Origin of the sequence: Pantoea stewartii subsp. stewartii, from assembly GCF_008801695.1 — a bacterium.
Taxonomy (GTDB): domain Bacteria; phylum Pseudomonadota; class Gammaproteobacteria; order Enterobacterales; family Enterobacteriaceae; genus Pantoea; species Pantoea stewartii.
Genome location: NZ_VZPF01000099.1, coordinates 1 through 14,164, shown reverse-complemented (window position 1 = coordinate 14,164; position 14,164 = coordinate 1). Strand labels below are relative to the sequence as shown.

Below are 14,164 nucleotides of genomic sequence, written 5' to 3'. Positions count from 1 at the left end.
GCGGAGAACGTGCGGCGATCCTCTACTCTCTGATCGTCACCTGCCGGCTTAACGGCGTTGACCCCGAGACGTGGTTGCGTTACGTCATCGGTCATATACAGGACTGGCCGGTGAACCGGGTCCGCGATCTGCTGCCATGGAAGGTCGAGCTTCCCTCTGCCTGAACGTCAATACGGTCTGAATGCGACGCTTACATTCGTGGCGTTTTCTCCACCTGCTCAAGCGCGGCCTGCATCTCTCTTATTGCCTCTGCAAGATTGTCAGCATTGACGCTGAGGGTGTAAATTTTTGCCGCAGTTTCATACTCATCGCAGGTGATCCCCATCAGACAGAGTGAGCTGGATTTAGCTGTTGCCGAAGTCATACGTTTCCCCTTCAAAGAAATATCTGTGGTTGTTGGCCAGTCAGGTATTGGTGTATCTGCCTTGTCGTTTTTCAAAGTAATCATGCGTTTTGCCCCATCGCATCACTATTAACGCTGTTTAAAATCCCTTTCCCCCGACATTTGTGATGCTGTCTCCCACACAACAAGGAGACACCCATGAAAAACCTGAAAAAATTCATTCCCCCTGTTAAAAAGCCCCGCCTCAGCGGCTGGCTGCTGACCTCTCTGCTGTTGCTCGGCACCATCGGTCTGGTATCGCCTCAGCAGTTGCCGGTGGTTGTCTACAAGCTGTCACTCATCACGCTGGCAGCAGTGCTGGGCTACTGGCTTGACCGTTCGCTTTTCCCCAAAGCCCGTCCCGGTCAGTACCTGAAGCACGATGACAGGCTGATGGCCGACGGACGTTTCCCGGTGCAGACCGGCCTCCATCTGGTGTTTTCTGCCGCATTGATCCGCCGTGCTCTGATTGTTGCAGCGGTCTGTCTGGCCGTGGCTACGGGGCTGTGACCATGAACTGGCCTCAAATCACCCTCATCATCCTGCTCGCCTTTGGTCTGGGCGTAACCGCCATCAGGCATGGCGAGCCACGCAACGATAAATACAGCTTCTGGTGGCAGCTCGCTGGCAACCTGGTTATTGCCTGGCTGCTCTGGTGTGGCGGTTTCTTCAGTCAGGCCCGCGCAGCCCAGCCGCCACAGGCCGCTCTGCAGTATCGCGACGATGTGATCCGTAATGCCCGGCTTGAATGGGGACTGTCTGCGCCGGTGGCCGATTTCGCCGCGCAGCTGCATCAGGAAAGCGGCTGGCGACCTGATGCGGTCTCGCCGGTTGGCGCTCAGGGGCTGGCGCAGTTTATGCCCGCCACAGCTGACTGGATAAGTCAGCTGATGCCGGGGCTGAACAGCCGTGAGCCGTTTAATCCGGCATGGGCCATCCGGGCGCTGGTCAGCTATGACCGCTGGCTGTGGCAGCGCGTCAGCGCCGCCAACGGCTGCGAACGTATGGCCATGACGCTGTCCGGCTATAACGGCGGTCTGGGCTGGGTACAGCGGGACAAACGGCTGGCCTCTCAGCAGGGGCTGGACAGCACCCGCTGGTTTGATCATGTCGCCACGGTGAATGCCGGACGTAGCGCCGCCAACTGGCGCGAGAACCGCCACTATCCGCAGCGTATCCTTCGGGAGCTGGCCCCCCGTTACCTGACATGGGGGGGCGGCAGCTGTGTGGACTAACCTGCTAAAAAATCTGCCGTGGCGCAGTCTGCTGCTGGCAGTGGTCATAAATGCTTTTCTGATTGGACTTTATTACCTGGGCTACAAAAGCGGGCATGAAAACGCCACGCGCGACGGCGATAAGGCGGTCAGTGAGTTGCAGTCAGCATTCGACACATACAAAACGGAGCAGGCAACGCTTGAGAACGCTGCGCTGCGGGCTTGGGCAAAACGGTATCAGGAGCAGGTTGCCGCAGGCCATCAGGCCGAAGCCAGTTACCTTGAGCAGATTGCTCAGCTAGAGAGCCAGAACAAACAACTACAGGGGCAAATTAACGATGTCACACAGCGCTGGATTGATGAAAAAGGTAAGAGCCATCCCATTGAGTGCGTGTTTACTCGCGGTTTCGTGCGCCAGTACAACGCAGCCCTCGGATATGACAACGCATCCGTCGGTACAGGTCATTCAGACACAACTGCCGCCGCTGGCACCGGCACTCGCGCAGCGTCCGGGCAACCTGAAGCCGCTGACGCCTGGCTACGCGACTCAGGCGTCTCCCAGCGTGACGTCCTCGCCAACATCATCGACAACGCGAAGCAGTGCCGCACCTGGCGCAGCCAGATAAACCAGCTGCTGGACGAACGGGAAGGATTACAGAAATGACGTTGCAGGTTGAATTCTGGACGGTGGTTGGCTTTCTCATCACCTTCATGAGCTTTGTCGGCGGTATGGCCAAGTGGCTGTTCAGTAAAGCGGAGGAGCGTCAGGCGGCGCGGTTCGCCTCCCTTGAGCAGTCGCTGCAACAGTCCGCCTCCAACTGGGGCGAGCTGGAAAAAGAATTTATGCGGTTTAAGGCGGATTTACCGCTGAACTACGTCCGCCGCGAGGATTACATCCGTGGCCAGACGGTCATCGAGGCCAAGCTGGACGCACTCTACAACAAACTGGAAGTGGTACAGCAGTACCGTCATACAGGAGGTCACCATGGTTGATATCGCCCGCGTGCGCCGGGAATCCCTGCGCTGGAGTCTGCTGGTTGCTCTGAACAAAACCCGCCCGTATACCGCCAGCGAGACGCTGCTGCTGGATGTATCCCGCGCCATCTACCCGGACACCACGCCGCTGGAGCTGCGCCGTGAGCTGGATTATCTGGCCGACCGCAAGATGGTTGATCTGGAGAAAAAACCCTCCGGCGACTGGTTTGCCGACCTGACCCGCCTCGGCATCGACCTGGTGGAATACACCGTGGAATGCGGCCCCGGCATCGCCCGCCCGGAAAAGTACTGGAGTGAATAATGGCCAGACGCAGCACGATAGAAAAGCTGCCGGAAGAGGTGCGTCGCTGGCTTGAGCGGGCGCTGACTGAATCCGGCTTCAGCGGGTATAACGAGCTGGAGTCCCTGCTGCGTGAGCAGGGTTACGTCATCAGCAAATCGGCTATCCATCGCTATGGCCAGAAGATTGAGCGCCGCTATGGCGCTATCCGTGCGGCGACAGAAGCGGCACGCATGCTGACCGAGGGAGCTGCTGACGATCAGGATGCGCGTTCGGAAGCGGTGATCGCCCTGATTCAGACTGAGCTGTTCGAGAGTATTGTCCAGCTACAGGAGGCTGAAGAAGGCGAAGTCGACCCCAAAGAGCGCGTGGCGCTGCTGTCGAAGGTGGCGAAGAACGTGGCCACGCTGTCCCGCGCGTCCGTCAACCTCAAGAAGTTCCAGTCTGAAGTCCGGGCCAGAGCGCAGCAGGCGGCCAGCAACGCTGAGAAAATTGCCCGTAAGGGTGGGCTGTCAACCGATGCAGTACAGGCGCTGAAGCGCGAAATTCTGGGGATTGCCACATGAGCCAGCTTGCTCCCGTTTTGCCTGATACCTCGGCGCTGGATATCCCCGCCGTTCTGATGCCTTACCAGCAGCGCTGGGTGGCTGATACGTCGCCGCTCAAGGTGATTGAGAAGAGCCGCCGAACCGGTATCACCTGGGCTGAGGCGTCCGATGATGTGCTGACCGCAGCCTCTTCAGCGCCTGCGGGCGGGATGAACGTGTATTACATCGCCTATAACCAGGACATGACCGTCGAATATATCCAGGCCTGTGCGATGTGGGCGCGGGCATTCAACTATGCTGCCAGTGAAATCGAAGAAGGTTTCTGGGAAGAGGACGAAGACGATAAGCACATCAAGACCTACACCATCAAGTTTCCCGACTCCGGCTTCCGCGTTGTCGCACTCTCCAGTCGTCCGTCTAACCTGCGTGGCCGTCAGGGCATCATTGTTATCGACGAAGCGGCGTTCCATGAGCAACTGGACGAGCTGCTGAAAGCGGCGCTGGCGATGCTTATCTGGGGTGGCAAGGTGCGCGTTATCTCCACCCATGACGGTGACGATAACCCGTTCAATACGCTTATCGGTGATATCCGGGCCGGGCGTCAGGGGGGCAGCGTACACCGCATTACTTTCCAGGAGGCCGTGTCGGAGGGGTTGTTCCACCGCGTCTGCCTGCGTACCGGGAAAGAATGGTCGGAAGCGTCCGAGCAGGCGTGGATGGCATCGGTGTACAAATTCTACGGTGCTGGTGCATCCGAGGAGCTTGACTGTGTCCCGGCCAACGGTGGCGGAGCCTGGCTGTCCCGCGCACTGATTGAGTCCCGCATGTCGGCTGGCACGCCGGTGCTGCGCCTGACCTGCCCGGAGGGCTACGAACTGAAGCCTGACGACGTCCGCTGGAGCGAGACGCAGGACTGGCTGGACGAACACCTCAAACCATTGCTGGAGGCGCTCCCCGCTGATGCACGGTCGTTTTTAGGGCGTGACTTTGGGCGCAGCGGTGACCTGTCGGTGGACTATCCCCTGCTGCAGGAGAAGAACCTGGTACGTCGCGTACCGTTCGTGCTGGAGCTGCGCAACGTGCCGTTCAAACAGCAGGAGCAAAGCGCGTGGTATCTGATGGACGGCCTGCCAAACCTGATGGGCGCGGCGTTTGATGCCCGTGGTAACGGCTCTTACCTCGCCGAATACGCCATGCAGCGCTACGGCTCCAGCCGGGTCAAGCAGGTGATGCCTACCGAAAACTGGTATCGCGAACATATGCCGCCGGTCAAGGCTGCGCTGGAAGATGGCAACCTTGTGGATTTACCGAAGGATGAAGACACGCTGGACGACCTGCGGGCCGTTCAGGTGGTCAACGGCGTTCCCCGCGTGCCGGAACAGCGCTCAAAAGCGAAGTCTGACAGTGGCAAGCGTCACGGGGATTCAGCCATCGCACTGGCGCTGGCGTACTTCGCCAGCCGTGAAATTAACAAAGGGCCGGTGAAGGCAAGCTCACGCCGTCGTCGTCAGGCGGCCCGTATGCTGGAGGATTACTGATGGCCCGTGGACTCTGGGTTTCACCCAATGAGTTTGTCTCTTTTGCCGAACCCAATAAAACGCTGACGGAGCAGATCGCCTCGCGCAGCCGCTCCATCGACTTCTTCGGGCTGGGAATGTACCTGCCTAACCCTGACCCCATTCTGAAATCTCAGGGCCGGGATATCCGCATCTATCGTGAACTGCGTACCGACCCGCTGGTTGGTGGCTGCATCCGCAGGCGTAAGGCGGCGGTCAAGTCGCTGGAGCGTGGTCTTGAGCGCGGTCATGCCCCGGCGCGGGTATTCAGCTTCATCCGGGATATGCTCGACGATCTGGATTTGTCACGCATCATCGGCGAGATGACCGATGCCGTTCTCTACGGGTATCAGCCCTGTGAGGTCATGTGGGGACGCTCTGTTAAATCCTGGGGCATCGCCGATATCGTGGGCAAGCCGCCTGAGTGGTTCCAGTTCGACAATGACAACCTGCTGCGCTTTCGTGCTAAAGACGCCGGACTGGAAGGTGAGCCGGTACCGCTGAACAAGTTCGTGGTACCGCGTCAGGATGCGACTTACGACAACCCGTATGGCTTCCCTGATTTGTCTATGTGCTTCTGGCCCGTGACCTTCAAAAAAGGCGGCATGAAGTTCTGGGTGCGCTTTGCCGAGAAGTACGGTTCACCTTGGGTTATCGGCAAGCATCCGCGCGGGACGGCCCAGGGTGAGATTGACCTGCTGCTGGACTCCATGGAGGCAATGGTGGAAGACGCGGTGGCCGCTATCCCTGACGATTCCTCCATTGAAATTAAGGAGGCCGACAGCAGCGATATTTATCAGAACCTGATCACGCTTGCCCGCAGTGAAATCTCTATTGCTCTGCTGGGGCAGAACCAGACCACCGAGGCCAACAGTAACCGCGCCTCCGCGCAGGCCGGGCTGGAAGTCACCGATGATATCCGTGACGCTGACTCTGATATCGTGGAAAGTGCGGTGAATCAGGCCATCAGGATGGCGGTATCGATGAACTTTGGCGATGTGGCCAGCCCCGTCTGGAAGACGTGGGAACAGGGAACGGTCGACGATACTCAGGCAACCCGCGACGAGAAACTCAGCCGCGCCGGTGTGGTCTTCACCCCGCAATACTTCAAGCGTGAGTATCAGCTGCAGGACGGCGATATTGACTAGACACCACCGTCAGAGCGCCAGAAGAACACGCTGCCGCTGTCGTTCGCCGAGGCCATAGATGCCGATATTCAGGCCCAGCAGGATCTCGATGATGCGCTGGATATTCTGATGAACGGTGGCACCTTAAACGGCGTACTTGCGCCGGTGCTGGAGCCGCTCTTTAACCAGGTGAAAGACGGCGTTAACCCGTCTGAGCTGCTGGGGGCGCTGGCTGAACTGTACCCGCAGATGAATGCGGATGACCTGCAGGAACGGCTGGCCCGTATCATGTTTGTTGCAACTGTCTGGGGGCGTCTGCATGAGCGTGACAACGGCTGAACTGGCGTACTGCATGACGCTGCCCCCAAAACGGGCTGTCAGCTACCTGAAGTCCAAAGGGTATAGCTTCACGTGGGACTGGGAGGAAATGTGGCAGGATGCCCATGCCCGCGCCTTTACTGTCGCCAAAGTGACCCGGCTGGATATTCTGGAAGATATAAGGAGCGCCCTGCAGCAGGCACTGGATGAGGGCAAGACTGACCGCTGGTTCCGCCAGCAGCTGGAGCCGGAGCTGCAGCGCAAGGGATGGTGGGGGCCACGTGACACCACCGACCCGGTAACGGGCGAGCCGGTCACCATCCAGCAGGGCAGCCCGTGGCGGCTCGCCACCATCTTTCGTACCAATATGTCCATACTCTACAGTGCCGGTCGCTGGGCGGAGCAGATGGAGAACGTCGACGACAGGCCGTACTGGATGTATACCGGCATCAACGACAGCCATACCCGCAAGAGCCATCTGGCGCTTCATGGTCTGGTACTGCGCTATGATGATCCGTTCTGGCAGGCGTTCTACCCGCCGAACGGCTGGCGCTGCCGCTGTGGTGTCATTGCCCTGAGCGCAGCCGATGTGCGTGCCCGTGGCCTGAAGGTGTCAGATTCTGGCTCAGCCATGGGATGGGAGCTGAAGCTGGTCTCAGAGAAAACAGGCGAGATGCAGAACGTCGCCACCTTCAATACCGGCACCACGAAGGTGGCCACCGACGTCGGCTGGTCTTATGCGCCGGGGGCAGCATACCGTCCCGACCTTGCCCGCTATCAGGGTACGCTTCAACCTCTGGTACAGCAGGAACTGAGAGGATAACGATGGCTTCCGATAACCTGGTCAATATCACCATTAACGATGAATCCCTGCGCCGGAGCCTCCGTGCGCTGGACCTGGCTGCCACAGACCTGGAACCCGCGATGCGCAAAATCGCCGGAACCCTGCTGGCGGAGACGCAGTTTAACTTTCTCGATGAGGGGCGTCCGGGGTGGACTCCCTCGCTGGCAGCAGAAGAGCGCGACGGGCAAACACTGCAGGATACCGGGCGTCTGATGGGGTCAGTATCAACCGACCATGACGACCGGCAGGCAGCAGTTGGCACTAATGTCGTTTATGGGCCGATTCACCAGTTCGGTGGTAAAACGGGGCGTAATGAGTCCGTCGAACTTCCGGCCCGTCCGTTCCTGCCGCTGACAGGGGACGGTGAGCTGCAGCCTGAAGTGGTTGTCCCCATCCTCGATACGATTGTCCGCCATCTTGAAGCAGCGGCCCGTCGCTGAGTTTTGTCTCTGCAGGCGGGTGATTTATCATTGCCAGCCGCTGAGGGGCTGTATTACCTTTATAAAGGCTTTACAGCCCCCGCTTTGCACCACTATTCGCCCGCAGCGTGACATTCCCCGTACTGATACCCCCGATTTTTTCTAAAGCAGATTAAAAGCGCTGCTGATGCTTTTTCCACAGACTGTCCCCGACAACGTAACGCGGGACAGCAAAATGCCAGCCATTCACATTTTTAAAGCCGGTACTCATACCGATATGCACGGCACGAAACTGCCGTTCACGCAAAGCGATCTTGCCGCCTGCGTGAAAGCCTATGACCCGTCCGTCCATGAAGCGCCTCTCGTTATTGGCCACCCCAAAACGGAAGACCCGGCGTGGGGCTGGGTGAAATCCCTGTCGCTTAACGGCGGCGATCTGCTCGCTGAGCCTGACCAGCTCGACCCGCAGTTTGCCGAACTGGTGGGCAACGGACGCTTCAAGAAGGTCTCCGCCTCGTTCTATCTCCCTGACTCACCGAACAACCCGAAGCCCGGCACGCTTTACCTGCGTCATGTCGGCTTTCTGGGCGCGCAGCCACCTTCCATTAAGGGGCTGAAGCAGGTCTCGTTTGGTGAGAAAGAAGAAGGCGTCGTGGAGTTTGCCGACTGGAGTGATATCACCAATGCCTCTTTATGGGGCCGTCTGCGCGATTTTCTGATCGCCCAGTTCGGGCTGGATGAGACCGACAAGGTGCTTCCTTCATGGCAGGTTGACTCCCTGCGCGAAGAGGCTTACCGCGACACCGGGAAGTCTGAACCGGACTTCAGTGAACACAATCCCAACCCTCAACAAGAGAACAGCACCATGACTGAAGAAGAAATCAAAGCGCTTCAGGCGGAAAACACACGTCTGAAAGCGGAAGCCACCCAGCGGGCAGAACAGGAAGCGAAGAACAGGCAGGACAAACTGCACGCGGAGAACGTCTCCTTTGCCGAGAAGCTGGTTGGCGATGGCCGACTGGCCCCCAAAGCGAAGTCGGTAGTCGTGGCCATCCTGGACGCGGTCTCTGCAGGTGACAAGCCGGTTGAGTTTGCCGAAGGCGATACCCGCACCCCGCTGGCCACGGCGTTTAAGACGCTGCTGGACAGCACTGCCCCGGTACTGAATTTCAGTGAGCATGCGACCAAAGACCGCGTGAACACGGATATCAAAACGATTTCAGCAGAGTTCGCTGAAGCCGACCCGGAACGTCTGGCGCTGCATCAGAAAGCGCTGGAACTGTCGAAAAAAGAAGGCATCAGCTACGACGCTGCTGTCTCCCGCTGCCTGTAATTAAGGAGAGAACATGTCTGACTATTTAAAGGGTAAGCGCGTCGTTGACCCGGTGCTGACCAGCATCGCTCGCGGTTATAAAAATGCCGCGTTCATCGGTGAGCGCATTTTCCCCATTGTCCTTACCGATAAGGAAGGTGTGACCGTGCCGACCTTCGGTAAATCCGCTTTTGTGGAGTACGACACCGAGCGTGCCGTGGGGGCTGACAGTAACGTTCTGGTGCGCGAGAAAACCGGCAAGCTGGACCTGGTTCTCAACGAGCACGATCTGGCCGCGCCGGTGGACTATCGCGAGCAGGCAGAGTCGATGTTCAACGAAGAGGCCAAAGCCATTCGCCGTGTGACGAGCGGCGTCAACCTCAAGCGAGAACTGTATGCGGCCCGTCTGGCCCAGGACAAGAACGTCTATCGCGCGGCTAACGTCAAAGCGCTGGCCGCTGCCGACCGCTGGGGTGGTGGCAAGGGTGACCCGATTGGCATCATTGAAGGCGGGATCGAAGCGGTGCGTAACGCCACCGGCCTGCGTCCGAACCTGATGACCATGGGGGCCAGCGTCATGTCGCTGCTGAAGTTCCACCCGGCGATTCAGGCCGCGATTGGTGCCAACGAGCGCAAGCGTATCACCATCGAAATTCTGAAAGACCTTTTCCAGCTGGAAGATGTGGCGATCGGCGAGCCGGTCTCCATGGCCTCCATGAAAGACGCGCAGAACAAGGACAAAGTCCCGACCGATATCTGGGGTGACAACCTGATGCTGCATTACGTTGGCAAGCCGCAACCAGGCACCGACAACGCCGACGAAAATGAGCCGTCATTCGGTTACACCCTGCGCCGTAAAGGGATGCCGGTGGCGGATAAATACGACGGCGTCGGCGGCAAAGTGAAGTACTGCCGTTATACCGATATCTACAAAGTCGCCGTGGTCGGTGGCGATGCCGGGTATCTCGTCACCAACATCGTGAAATAAGGAGACGGTCATGGGTACAACTCAACAGGTCATTCTGACCACCACCGTGACGGCCAGCGCAGCGCTGACGCAACAGCGCTTTGTCGGTGCCGATAACGCCCCCTGTCAGGCCGGAGCCGTCGCGCTCGGCGTGGCAGAGGTGGATGCCGCTGCCGGTGATGTAACGCCGGTCAACGTACTGGGTATTGTTGCCGTCGAGGCCGGAGCGGCAGTCTCCAGAGGGCAGATCGTTCAGTCGGATGCGAACGCCTGCGCCGTTCCTCAGATCCCCGCAGCCGGTGAGACCCCGGCAGGCATTTCTGCCGGGATTGCGCTGGATGAGGCTCTGGCCGAGGGTGACGTTATCCGCATCCTGCGCGGGGTGTGACATGTACTGCACCCTGGCGGATTTGCTTGAACAAGTACCGGAAAGGACGCTCATTGAGCTGACCAACGAGTCGGTGGGCTTTGATGAGCAGCCTCCGGTCAATGCTACCGTGGTTGAGAGTTGCATCCGCTACGCCGGTGAACTGATAGATGCCCACCTGCGTGGGCGCTATACCCTGCCGCTGACGGAAGTACCGACCGTTCTGCGCGACATTGCCATCACGCTGACCCGTTACCGCCTGTATGTCCGCCGTCCTGAAGGTGACCTGCCTGACACAGTCAAGGACGACAACAAAGAGGCACGGCGACAACTGGAGGCTATCCGCGACGGGAAGCTCACGCTGGGGCTGCAGTCGACTCAGAAAGATGTGCCTGAGTCCGGTGAAATCCGGGCACGGGCACGCCGTCCCACCTTTGGCGGGCGCGATGGCTTACTGGAGAAATACTGATGAATGTTCTGCCCGTTATTGATGCGGTTGTCGCCCGCCTTAAGGAGAAACTCCCGACGCTGGCAGTGGAATATTTCCCCGAGAAACCAGCGGAATACCGGCTCAACCATCCGAAAGGAGCGCTGCTGGTGAGTTATGCCGGGTCGCGCTTCGACAAGCCCAATGACACCAGCGCGATTATCCAGGCTCAGACCATCCAGCTATGCGTCACTGTGGTCTTCCGGCAGCTCAACGGTAAACAGGGCGCGGTGGATGTGCTTGACGTGGTGCGCCGCATCCTCGGTGGCTACACCCCGCCGAACTGCCGCCGTCGCATCTGGCTGACCCGCGAGGTGTTTATCGGTGAGGTCAAGGGGCTGTGGCAGTACGCCCTCGACTTTGCCACTGAAAGCGTCTTTATCGAAGACAGCGATTTACCGTCCGGCCCGCTGTTAACCGAAGTGAACTATGAGGAAAGCGAGTGATGAAAGAATACCGCTATTCCGGCCCGGCCAGCGGCGTCACGCTGTCGGACGGAACCGAAATCCTGCTCTGGCCGGGGAAGAATGTTTCCCTGCCAGAGGAGCATGACTATGTGAAGGTACTGGTGGCGCTGAAGCATCTGACACCGGTATCTGAAGAGACTAAACCCGCCAGCACACCGGTTGTGCAGTCACCAAAGCGCAGGAACGTCGGCGACAACGATGTGAAAACGGAGGACTCCCATGGCAGCTAACTATCTGCATGGCGTCGAAACCATTGAGGTGGAAAACGGTGCCCGCCCGGTAAAAACGGTGAAGTCTGCCGTCATTGGCCTGATTGGTACCGCCCCGATGGGGGACGTCAATACGCTGGTGCAGTGCCTGTCTGAGAAAGATGCAGCGGCGTTTGGCAGCCAGCTCACCGGATTTACCATTCCGCAGGCGCTGGATGCGATCTACGACCATGGGGCAGGCACCGTTCTGGTCATTAACGTGCTTGATCCGTCTGCGCATAAAACCGCTGTGGCCGATGAAGATGTAACGTTCGACAAGGCGACGGGCAAGGCACAGCTGGCTAATCCGGTGGTCGCGCAGCTGGTACTGAAACCGGACAGCGATGGCCAGCCTTATGTGGAAGGTCAGGACTACTCGCTTGATGCACAGACCGGGGTGATTACCAACCTCGGTAAGAGCATCGCGGCAGATGCAACGGTGAAGGCCAGCTATAACTATGCTGATCCAACTAAAGTCACCCCGGCAGATATCATCGGTGCCGTTAACGCGGCGGGCAACCGTACCGGCATGAAACTGCTTAACGACAGCTTCAACCTGTTTGGCTACTTCGCAAAAATCCTGATTGCCCCGGTCTTCTGCACCCAGAACAGCGTCTCGGTTGAGCTTATCGCCATGGCTGAGAAGCTGGGCGCGGTGACCTACATCGACGCGCCAATTGGTACCACTTTTGCGCAGGCTCTGGCGGGGCGTGGCCCGGAAGGCACCATTAACTTCAATACCAGCTCCGATCGCGTCCGTCTGTGCTACCCGCACGTCAAGGTATACGACGCGGCCACCAACAGCGAACGGCTGGAGCCACTGAGCCAGCGTGCTGCAGGTCTGCGTGCCAAGGTCGACCTGGACAAGGGCTACTGGTGGTCGTCCTCCAACCAGGAGATTCTGGGTATCACCGGTGTGGAGCGCCAGCTGTCGGCCATGATTGACGACCCGCAGAGCGAGGTGAACCTGCTCAACGAACAGGGCATCACCACGGTCTTCAGCAGCTACGGCAGCGGCCTGCGTCTGTGGGGCAACCGTATGGCGGCATGGCCAACGGTCACCCATATGCGCAACTTTGAGAACGTTCGCCGTACCGGTGATTTGATCAACGAGTCCCTGCGTTACTTCAGCCAGCAGTACATCGACATGCCGATTACCCAGGCGCTGATTGATGCGCTGACGGAGTCGGTCAACGCCTACGGTCGCAAGCTGATTGGCGACGGTGCGCTGCTGGGCTTCAGCTGCTGGTTTGATCCGGCCCGCAACGAAGAGACGGAGCTTGCCGCCGGTCACCTGTTGCTGAGCTACAAATACACGCCACCACCACCGCTGGAGCGACTGACGTTTGAGACCGAGATCACCTCGGAATACCTGTTAACCCTGAAGGGGAATAGCTGATGGCAAAGATTGAGATCAACCGCATCACGAATGCCAACATCTACCTGGATGGCGCTAACCTGCTGGGCCGGGCCGAGGAGGTCAAACTGCCTGACGTCTCCATGACCATGCAGGAGCATAAGGCGCTGGGGATGGTGGGAAAGGTGGAACTCCCGGCAGGCTTCGACAAGCTTGAGGGCGAGATCAAGTGGAACAGCTTTTACCGCGACGCGATGCTGTCTGCTGCGAACCCGTATAAGTCGCTGGCGCTGCAGTGTCGCTCCAGCGTCCAGCGCTACAGTTCGCAGGGGCTGATTGACGAAATTCCGCTGGTCACCTTCCTGACGATCATGTTCAAGAAGAACCCGCTGGGGACGTTCAAACAGCACGAGAACGCCGAGTTCTCCAGTAGCTTCACCTGCACGTACATCAAGCAGGTACTGGATGGTGAAGAGCTGCTGGAGCTGGACTATCTGGCCAACATCTTCCGCGTCGGCGGCGTTGACCAGTTGACCGACTACCGTATCAATATCGAGGGGTAATATGGTGGTACCCAAAGTTGAGCGCAAAACGATAGACGACCTGGTAGCGTCGCTGAATTATCAGACCCACCACTTTCCGGGCACCACGCTGACCATTGCTGTTGCACTGATGCCGGATGGCTTTATGGTCAGCAGTGGATTCAGCGCCACGGCGCATCCGGGGCTGTTTGATGAAGAGACCGGCAGGAAAGTAGCCATCGCTAAAGCGCAGCACAATGCGACTGAAGCGCTGTGGCAGTTTGAGGGATACAGGCTGAAGTCCCGGCTGGCATCGGGGAACCACGATGACCGTTGAGATCGAAGATAAAGGCGGGAACTGTGGTTCGATTTGCATGGGAAATAGCACCTGGTTTACCATCCTCGATATTCCGGGGGTGGAAAACCTTTTTAATACCCAGAAAGCCAATGACCCGATTGACTGCACACGTTCTAAAGCACGAAAGCTCGCTGACCTGATTGAGGCATGGGAGCCACCTGACCACTGGTTCACCGGCATCGGTAAATCCGAAGGAAAGGCGCTTCTCATCGCCTTCCTGCGTAACTGCAAAGGCTTTCGCACTCACTGATACCAAAGGGGCTTCGGCCCTGAGGGATCCCCACAAATTGACGCTAATAAACCAGCACCATTTTGTGGTAAACCCTTGTTAAATTGTTAAGAACGTCCTTCAGGGATATTCGCCTGAGCATTAGCGGAGAATGCCGTAAAATATTC

The 14,164-nt window shown here is 58.4% G+C and carries 21 protein-coding genes and 1 pseudogene; 21 read left to right on the top strand and 1 reads right to left on the bottom strand.

Annotation, left to right across the window (positions count from 1 at the left end):
• Positions 1-164 (top strand): transposase domain-containing protein (locus tag F7Q90_RS22130; RefSeq protein ID WP_151161046.1); only part of this gene is annotated, 164 nt, incomplete at its 5' end.
• A 26-nt stretch (positions 165-190) separates the two neighbouring features.
• Here the strand turns inward: F7Q90_RS22130 and F7Q90_RS22125 are convergent.
• Positions 191-448 carry a hypothetical protein gene (locus tag F7Q90_RS22125; protein ID WP_006122430.1) on the bottom strand — a complete coding sequence of 86 codons (258 nt, stop codon included), beginning with the start codon at positions 446-448 and terminating at the stop codon, positions 191-193.
• Positions 449-541: 93 nt separating this feature from the next.
• Between F7Q90_RS22125 and F7Q90_RS22120 the strand changes: the two genes are divergently transcribed.
• The 20 genes and pseudogenes from F7Q90_RS22120 (at position 542) to F7Q90_RS22025 (ending at position 14,018) form a co-directional block, all read left to right on the top strand.
• Entirely contained in the window at positions 542-892 is a 351-nt protein-coding gene (locus F7Q90_RS22120) for a putative holin (protein WP_006118559.1), read from the top strand.
• A 2-nt stretch (positions 893-894) separates the two neighbouring features.
• Positions 895-1,617 carry a transglycosylase SLT domain-containing protein gene (locus F7Q90_RS22115; RefSeq protein ID WP_006122431.1) on the top strand — a complete coding sequence of 241 codons (723 nt, stop codon included), beginning with the start codon at positions 895-897 and terminating at the stop codon, positions 1,615-1,617.
• Positions 1,607-2,260: a hypothetical protein gene (locus F7Q90_RS22110; RefSeq protein ID WP_151161071.1), complete on the top strand. Its 654-nt coding sequence runs from the start codon at positions 1,607-1,609 to the stop codon at positions 2,258-2,260. The genes F7Q90_RS22115 and F7Q90_RS22110 overlap by 11 nt, the downstream gene beginning before the upstream one ends.
• Positions 2,257-2,589 (top strand): hypothetical protein, encoded by a 333-nt coding sequence (locus F7Q90_RS22105; RefSeq protein WP_000175096.1) that lies wholly within the window; start codon positions 2,257-2,259, stop codon positions 2,587-2,589. Before F7Q90_RS22110 ends, F7Q90_RS22105 begins: the two co-directional genes overlap by 4 nt.
• On the top strand, positions 2,582-2,893 hold the full coding sequence (locus F7Q90_RS22100) for a hypothetical protein (protein ID WP_151161069.1): 312 nt from the start codon (positions 2,582-2,584) through the stop codon (positions 2,891-2,893). Before F7Q90_RS22105 ends, F7Q90_RS22100 begins: the two co-directional genes overlap by 8 nt.
• The gene (locus tag F7Q90_RS22095) at positions 2,893-3,438 is read left to right on the top strand and encodes a DUF3486 family protein (RefSeq protein ID WP_006122434.1); all 546 of its coding nucleotides are present in this window, start codon (positions 2,893-2,895) and stop codon (positions 3,436-3,438) included. The genes F7Q90_RS22100 and F7Q90_RS22095 overlap by 1 nt, the downstream gene beginning before the upstream one ends.
• Entirely contained in the window at positions 3,435-4,958 is a 1,524-nt protein-coding gene (locus F7Q90_RS22090) for a hypothetical protein (RefSeq protein WP_006122435.1), read from the top strand. The genes F7Q90_RS22095 and F7Q90_RS22090 overlap by 4 nt, the downstream gene beginning before the upstream one ends.
• A pseudogene (locus tag F7Q90_RS22085) lies at positions 4,958-6,442 on the top strand (DUF935 domain-containing protein). Before F7Q90_RS22090 ends, F7Q90_RS22085 begins: the two are co-directional and overlap by 1 nt.
• Positions 6,423-7,244, top strand: a complete 822-nt coding sequence (locus tag F7Q90_RS22080) for a phage head morphogenesis protein (RefSeq protein ID WP_044243645.1) — start codon at positions 6,423-6,425, stop codon at positions 7,242-7,244. Before F7Q90_RS22085 ends, F7Q90_RS22080 begins: the two are co-directional and overlap by 20 nt.
• A gap of 2 nt (positions 7,245-7,246) precedes the next feature.
• Positions 7,247-7,705: a phage virion morphogenesis protein gene (locus tag F7Q90_RS22075; RefSeq protein ID WP_006122439.1), complete on the top strand. Its 459-nt coding sequence runs from the start codon at positions 7,247-7,249 to the stop codon at positions 7,703-7,705.
• A gap of 214 nt (positions 7,706-7,919) precedes the next feature.
• On the top strand, positions 7,920-9,017 hold the full coding sequence (locus tag F7Q90_RS22070; protein ID WP_044243657.1) for a hypothetical protein: 1,098 nt from the start codon (positions 7,920-7,922) through the stop codon (positions 9,015-9,017).
• A 13-nt stretch (positions 9,018-9,030) separates the two neighbouring features.
• On the top strand, positions 9,031-9,984 hold the full coding sequence (locus F7Q90_RS22065) for a hypothetical protein (protein ID WP_006122441.1): 954 nt from the start codon (positions 9,031-9,033) through the stop codon (positions 9,982-9,984).
• Positions 9,985-9,994: 10 nt separating this feature from the next.
• Complete coding sequence (locus tag F7Q90_RS22060) at positions 9,995-10,351, top strand: DUF2190 family protein (protein WP_006122442.1); 357 nt, start codon at positions 9,995-9,997, stop codon at positions 10,349-10,351.
• A gap of 1 nt (position 10,352) precedes the next feature.
• Positions 10,353-10,799 (top strand): gp436 family protein, encoded by a 447-nt coding sequence (locus F7Q90_RS22055; RefSeq protein ID WP_006122443.1) that lies wholly within the window; start codon positions 10,353-10,355, stop codon positions 10,797-10,799.
• On the top strand, positions 10,799-11,263 hold the full coding sequence (locus F7Q90_RS22050) for a Gp37 family protein (RefSeq protein WP_006122444.1): 465 nt from the start codon (positions 10,799-10,801) through the stop codon (positions 11,261-11,263). The genes F7Q90_RS22055 and F7Q90_RS22050 overlap by 1 nt, the downstream gene beginning before the upstream one ends.
• Positions 11,263-11,514: a hypothetical protein gene (locus F7Q90_RS22045; protein ID WP_006122445.1), complete on the top strand. Its 252-nt coding sequence runs from the start codon at positions 11,263-11,265 to the stop codon at positions 11,512-11,514. Before F7Q90_RS22050 ends, F7Q90_RS22045 begins: the two co-directional genes overlap by 1 nt.
• Positions 11,504-12,931, top strand: coding sequence for a phage tail sheath subtilisin-like domain-containing protein (locus tag F7Q90_RS22040; RefSeq protein ID WP_006122446.1), 1,428 nt, complete (start codon positions 11,504-11,506; stop codon positions 12,929-12,931). Before F7Q90_RS22045 ends, F7Q90_RS22040 begins: the two co-directional genes overlap by 11 nt.
• Positions 12,928-13,452 (top strand): phage major tail tube protein, encoded by a 525-nt coding sequence (locus tag F7Q90_RS22035; RefSeq protein ID WP_167387063.1) that lies wholly within the window; start codon positions 12,928-12,930, stop codon positions 13,450-13,452. The genes F7Q90_RS22040 and F7Q90_RS22035 overlap by 4 nt, the downstream gene beginning before the upstream one ends.
• Position 13,453: 1 nt before the next feature.
• Positions 13,454-13,747 carry a Gp49 family protein gene (locus tag F7Q90_RS22030; protein ID WP_006122448.1) on the top strand — a complete coding sequence of 98 codons (294 nt, stop codon included), beginning with the start codon at positions 13,454-13,456 and terminating at the stop codon, positions 13,745-13,747.
• On the top strand, positions 13,737-14,018 hold the full coding sequence (locus F7Q90_RS22025; protein ID WP_006122449.1) for a hypothetical protein: 282 nt from the start codon (positions 13,737-13,739) through the stop codon (positions 14,016-14,018). The genes F7Q90_RS22030 and F7Q90_RS22025 overlap by 11 nt, the downstream gene beginning before the upstream one ends.
• Positions 14,019-14,164: the final 146 nt, after the last annotated feature.

Coding starts and splice junctions, on each gene's coding strand:
- F7Q90_RS22100 (WP_151161069.1), top strand. CDS start 2,582: ATGGTTGATATCGCCCGCGTGCGCCGGGAATCCCTGCGCTGGAGTCTG.
- F7Q90_RS22050 (WP_006122444.1), top strand. CDS start 10,799: ATGAATGTTCTGCCCGTTATTGATGCGGTTGTCGCCCGCCTTAAGGAG.
- F7Q90_RS22075 (WP_006122439.1), top strand. CDS start 7,247: ATGGCTTCCGATAACCTGGTCAATATCACCATTAACGATGAATCCCTG.
- F7Q90_RS22115 (WP_006122431.1), top strand. CDS start 895: ATGAACTGGCCTCAAATCACCCTCATCATCCTGCTCGCCTTTGGTCTG.
- F7Q90_RS22120 (WP_006118559.1), top strand. CDS start 542: ATGAAAAACCTGAAAAAATTCATTCCCCCTGTTAAAAAGCCCCGCCTC.
- F7Q90_RS22045 (WP_006122445.1), top strand. CDS start 11,263: ATGAAAGAATACCGCTATTCCGGCCCGGCCAGCGGCGTCACGCTGTCG.
- F7Q90_RS22095 (WP_006122434.1), top strand. CDS start 2,893: ATGGCCAGACGCAGCACGATAGAAAAGCTGCCGGAAGAGGTGCGTCGC.
- F7Q90_RS22080 (WP_044243645.1), top strand. CDS start 6,423: ATGAGCGTGACAACGGCTGAACTGGCGTACTGCATGACGCTGCCCCCA.
- F7Q90_RS22070 (WP_044243657.1), top strand. CDS start 7,920: ATGCCAGCCATTCACATTTTTAAAGCCGGTACTCATACCGATATGCAC.
- F7Q90_RS22105 (WP_000175096.1), top strand. CDS start 2,257: ATGACGTTGCAGGTTGAATTCTGGACGGTGGTTGGCTTTCTCATCACC.
- F7Q90_RS22090 (WP_006122435.1), top strand. CDS start 3,435: ATGAGCCAGCTTGCTCCCGTTTTGCCTGATACCTCGGCGCTGGATATC.
- F7Q90_RS22025 (WP_006122449.1), top strand. CDS start 13,737: ATGACCGTTGAGATCGAAGATAAAGGCGGGAACTGTGGTTCGATTTGC.
- F7Q90_RS22065 (WP_006122441.1), top strand. CDS start 9,031: ATGTCTGACTATTTAAAGGGTAAGCGCGTCGTTGACCCGGTGCTGACC.
- F7Q90_RS22055 (WP_006122443.1), top strand. CDS start 10,353: ATGTACTGCACCCTGGCGGATTTGCTTGAACAAGTACCGGAAAGGACG.
- F7Q90_RS22040 (WP_006122446.1), top strand. CDS start 11,504: ATGGCAGCTAACTATCTGCATGGCGTCGAAACCATTGAGGTGGAAAAC.
- F7Q90_RS22030 (WP_006122448.1), top strand. CDS start 13,454: ATGGTGGTACCCAAAGTTGAGCGCAAAACGATAGACGACCTGGTAGCG.
- F7Q90_RS22125 (WP_006122430.1), bottom strand. CDS start 448: ATGATTACTTTGAAAAACGACAAGGCAGATACACCAATACCTGACTGG.
- F7Q90_RS22060 (WP_006122442.1), top strand. CDS start 9,995: ATGGGTACAACTCAACAGGTCATTCTGACCACCACCGTGACGGCCAGC.